Origin of the sequence: Mesorhizobium sp. M7D.F.Ca.US.004.03.1.1 (assembly GCF_003998635.1) — a bacterium.
Lineage (GTDB): Bacteria > Pseudomonadota > Alphaproteobacteria > Rhizobiales > Rhizobiaceae > Mesorhizobium > Mesorhizobium loti.
This window is the reverse complement of the sequence record NZ_RZQG01000598.1, coordinates 1-3,762: the sequence shown is the minus strand read 5'-3', so window position 1 is coordinate 3,762 and position 3,762 is coordinate 1. Positions and strand designations below refer to the sequence as shown.

At 63.6% G+C, this 3,762-nt stretch carries 5 protein-coding genes; 1 reads left to right on the top strand and 4 read right to left on the bottom strand.

All coding sequences use genetic code 11. From position 1 onward, the window contains the following. Positions 1-100 precede the first annotated feature (100 nt). The 4 genes from rpsU to EN935_RS26130 all read right to left on the bottom strand — a co-directional run bounded on the left by rpsU (position 101) and on the right by EN935_RS26130 (position 2,305). Entirely contained in the window at positions 101-379 is a 279-nt protein-coding gene (rpsU, locus tag EN935_RS26145) for a 30S ribosomal protein S21 (RefSeq protein WP_023671138.1), read from the bottom strand. 177 nt (positions 380-556) lie between these two features. After that, positions 557-943, bottom strand: a complete 387-nt coding sequence (locus EN935_RS26140; RefSeq protein ID WP_109661202.1) for an SET domain-containing protein-lysine N-methyltransferase — start codon at positions 941-943, stop codon at positions 557-559. A gap of 128 nt (positions 944-1,071) precedes the next feature. Then, positions 1,072-1,830 carry an SDR family oxidoreductase gene (locus tag EN935_RS26135; RefSeq protein ID WP_126070402.1) on the bottom strand — a complete coding sequence of 253 codons (759 nt, stop codon included), beginning with the start codon at positions 1,828-1,830 and terminating at the stop codon, positions 1,072-1,074. Positions 1,831-1,936: 106 nt separating this feature from the next. Next, positions 1,937-2,305 (bottom strand): DUF2568 domain-containing protein, encoded by a 369-nt coding sequence (locus EN935_RS26130; protein ID WP_127265153.1) that lies wholly within the window; start codon positions 2,303-2,305, stop codon positions 1,937-1,939. Between the two features lie 202 nt (positions 2,306-2,507). Here EN935_RS26130 and EN935_RS26125 point away from each other — a divergent pair, with 202 nt between their 5' ends. Next, positions 2,508-3,761 (top strand): sarcosine oxidase subunit beta, encoded by a 1,254-nt coding sequence (locus tag EN935_RS26125; RefSeq protein ID WP_127373759.1) that lies wholly within the window; start codon positions 2,508-2,510, stop codon positions 3,759-3,761. Position 3,762 lies beyond the last annotated feature (1 nt).

The following is a 3,762-nucleotide window of genomic DNA, read 5'->3' as shown; positions in this document are numbered from 1 at the left end:
GTTCCCCCCTCCGGGCCGGGTCGCAATCAAAACAAAAAGGTGGCGGCGATTCCGCATCGCGCCACCTCTGATATCCTTCGAAAAGGACGAAAAATTGGCGTTAGAACCGCGGCGGACGCGGAGCACCACCTGGACCACCGGCGGCGCCGGCAGCAACCGGGCGGGGCGTCATCGGCAGCAGGCCTTCGCGCTGGGCGCGCTTGCGGGCCAGCTTGCGGGCGCGGCGGACGGCTTCAGCCTTTTCACGGGCGCGCTTCTCGGACGGCTTCTCGTAGTGACCGCGCATCTTCATTTCGCGGAAAATGCCTTCGCGCTGCATCTTCTTCTTGAGAGCGCGAAGCGCCTGATCAACGTTATTGTCGCGGACGAGTACCTGCACGGGCAATCCTGTCTTTCGGGTTTGATATCAACAGGCAAGCGGCCATAGCCACTAGCCTCCGCGGCGGTTTACACCACGAATTGGGGCGGCTGATAGCAGAATCATGCCGCGCTGTCCACAGCCGAAATGCACTTGGAGGCCAACCGTAGCCGGTTTGCCCCAGGATCAAGGGACCGACTAGGCCGTGGCAAGGTGAAGCCGCTCGAAATCCTCGAAGAACTCGCCGTAGTCGCAGGTGATCTCCTCGCCCGCGGCGATATCGCGGGTCGCGGTGGCTCCGCCATACTGTGAAAAATCCGTGTTTGGATTGCCGGCATGGTTCATGAAGCGCCCATTGTCGACTTCATAGACCATGAAACCCGGCCGGTCCGGGCTCGGATAGGCATAGCGGTCGAGCAATTCCCTGAGATGCGAGGGCGCTGCCTCGTATTTGTCCATCGGAATCAGCCGGTCGAAATCGGGATCGAGCCGCCAGATCGAAGCGCCTTTCCTGATGGGCTCGGCAGCGAACACGCCGACGCCCTCGATTGCGCTCGCAGCCACATAGGTTCTGATCAGCATCATGTTTGCAGGACCGATTTTGGCAAGAAGACCCGTTTCGACAGGAAACGGCATCGCCAAATCGCGGCGAAAAAGCAAGACCGCCGTCTGCCTGGCGGCTATGAACATGCCTATTCGCCGCGAAAAACCCATCACGTCCGGTTGATCGACACGCCGCCATCGGCCAGTAACGCCGTTCCTGTGGTGAAGCTCGAGGCGTCGGACGCCAGATAGAGCGCCGAGCGGGCGATCTCCTCCGGCACCGCGACACGCTTCAGTGCATGCAAACCCTCGACGAAGGCCCGCGATTCCGGAGTCTTGAAGGTTGCCGCCGGCGTGTCGGTGCCGCCGGGCAGCAGTGCGTTGACCCGCACGCCTTTCGGCCCGTATTCGGCGGCAAGCACCTGCGTCAGCCCGATCAGGCCGGCCTTGCTGGCGGCATAGCTGGTCATGCCAGGCATGCCGATGGTGTGGCCAACGAAGGTGGAGGTGAAGATCAGCGAACCGCCACCACGCTCGACCATCGCCGGCACCTGGTATTTGGCGCCGAGAAACGCGCTGGTGAGATTGGTGTCGAGCGTCTCGCGCCAGCCTTCCAGCGACAGTTCGGCTATCGGTCCCATCAGGCCGACGGCGCCGGCATTGTTGAACGCGATGTCGAGCCCACCGAACTTTTCGACCGCCGCATCGACAAGGGCTTTTGCATAGGCTTCGTCGCGGACATCGCCGGCAAGCGCGACAGCCATGCCATCGGCGTCCGCGATCTCGGCGACAAGTGCATCGAGCTCGGCCTGGCGGCGGGCGGCGACGATGATCTTGGCGCCTTCCTCGGCAAAGAGTTTTGCAGTGGCGCGGCCGATGCCGGAACTGGCGCCGGTGACGATGGCGACCTTGTTGGCGAGTGCGAACATTTTCTGCATCCTTGTCGTCGCGCCGGTCTAGCCGGCAATTGGATGCTTGGTCGCAAATGGGGCGAGTCGGAGCCACCCGATACCTGCAAAGGCCGCGTCGCCCTAGCTACTGCTTCAGCAGCCAACCGAGCCGATCGAGCGAGAATGCGTAGCTGATGACGATGAGCAGGGCGACGATGATGCCCGTGATCGTGCAACCGGCGACATAGAATCCGGCAGCACCGCCAAACAGGATGACCAGTTCGAGCACCAGCCGCACCGCGCCGGGCACAGGTACCGGTGCGCGGCCCGACCGGCTTGGGTCGTTGAGTACCGCGAAGGTCCCCCACAGCACAGCCGCAATGAGCGGCAAGGCCAAGGCGAGGACCCAGCGCCACCATCCGTCGGAGAGGCTCCAGCCGGCGATGCCGAGGCCGAGCAAGGCGGCAAGCTCCAGCAGAAAGCGCAACGTCATATTCCACCAGGCGTTGCCCATATTCGTCCTCCCAAGTCTCGCGGCAGGCAGTGTGACTGAACGCAGCGATGGCAGCCAGATCGCATGCGTCTTTTTCGTCGTGGCGCAAAACGGCAAGCGCCGTCGCAAACAGCGCAAGGGTGGAAGCGCTGTTTCGCTAGTGATACACCTCGCGCGTCGGGACCGAATGAATGCCCGGCCGCTATTTCGCGAGGCCAGGACGTTGAAGAAGTATTCGGTATTCGCCATCGCCCGCGAGGCCATGCGCGGCCACAAGGGCTGGGAGGAACAATGGTCCTCGCCTGAGCCGAAGAAGGAATACGACGTCATCATCGTCGGCGCCGGCGGCCATGGCCTGGCCACCGCCTATTACCTTGCCACGGTGCATGGCATCACCAATGTCGCGGTGCTGGAAAAGGGCTGGCTCGGCGGCGGCAACACCGGCCGCAACACCACCATCATCCGCTCCAATTATCTCTATGACGAGAGCGCCGGCATCTACGACCATGCGCTGAAGCTGTGGGACGGGCTCAGCCAGGAGCTCAACTACAACGTCATGTATTCGGCGCGGGGCGTCATGATGCTCGCCCACAATGTGCACGACATCCAGGTGCTGAAGCGCCACGTCCACGCCAACCGCCTGAACGGCATCGACAATGAATGGTTGTCGCCGGAGCAGGCAAAGGAATTCTGCCCGCCGCTCAACACCTCCAAAGACGCGCGCTATCCGGTGGTCGGGGCTGCGCTGCAGCGCCGCGGCGGTACGGCGCGCCACGATGCGGTTGCCTGGGGCTATGCGCGCGGCGCTTCGGCGCGCGGCGTGCACATCATCCAGAATTGCGAGGTCACAGGCGTCAAGCGGGCCGCCAACGGCGCGGTCATGGGCGTCGATACGACGCGCGGCTTCATCGGCGCCAAGAAGGTCGGCGTCGTTGCCGCCGGCCATTCCTCGGTCATCATGAACATGGCCGGCGTGCGCATGCCGCTGGAAAGCTATCCGCTGCAGGCGCTGGTGTCGGAGCCGGTCAAGCCGGTGGTGCCCTGCGTAGTGATGTCGAACACGGTGCACGCCTATATCTCGCAGTCCGACAAGGGCGAGCTGGTGATCGGCGCCGGCACCGACCAGTATGTCTCCTATTCGCAGACCGGCGGCCTGCACATATTGCAGCATACGCTGGACGCCATCTGCGAGATGTTCCCGATCTTCACGCGCATGAAGATGCTGCGCTCGTGGGGCGGCATCGTCGACGTCACGCCCGACCGCTCGCCGATCCTGGCCAAGACGCCGGTGCCCGGCCTCTATGTCAATTGCGGCTGGGGCACGGGCGGCTTCAAGGCGACGCCGGGCTCCGGCCATGTCTTTGCCCATACGATTGCCAAAGACGATCCGCACCCGATCAACGCGCCTTTCACCATCGAGCGCTTCCGCACCGGCCGCCTCATCGACGAGGCGGCGGCGGCGGCGGCGGCGCACTGAT

Coding starts and splice junctions, on each gene's coding strand:
- EN935_RS26135 (WP_126070402.1), bottom strand. CDS start 1,830: ATGTTCGCACTCGCCAACAAGGTCGCCATCGTCACCGGCGCCAGTTCC.
- EN935_RS26140 (WP_109661202.1), bottom strand. CDS start 943: ATGATGCTGATCAGAACCTATGTGGCTGCGAGCGCAATCGAGGGCGTC.
- EN935_RS26130 (WP_127265153.1), bottom strand. CDS start 2,305: ATGGGCAACGCCTGGTGGAATATGACGTTGCGCTTTCTGCTGGAGCTT.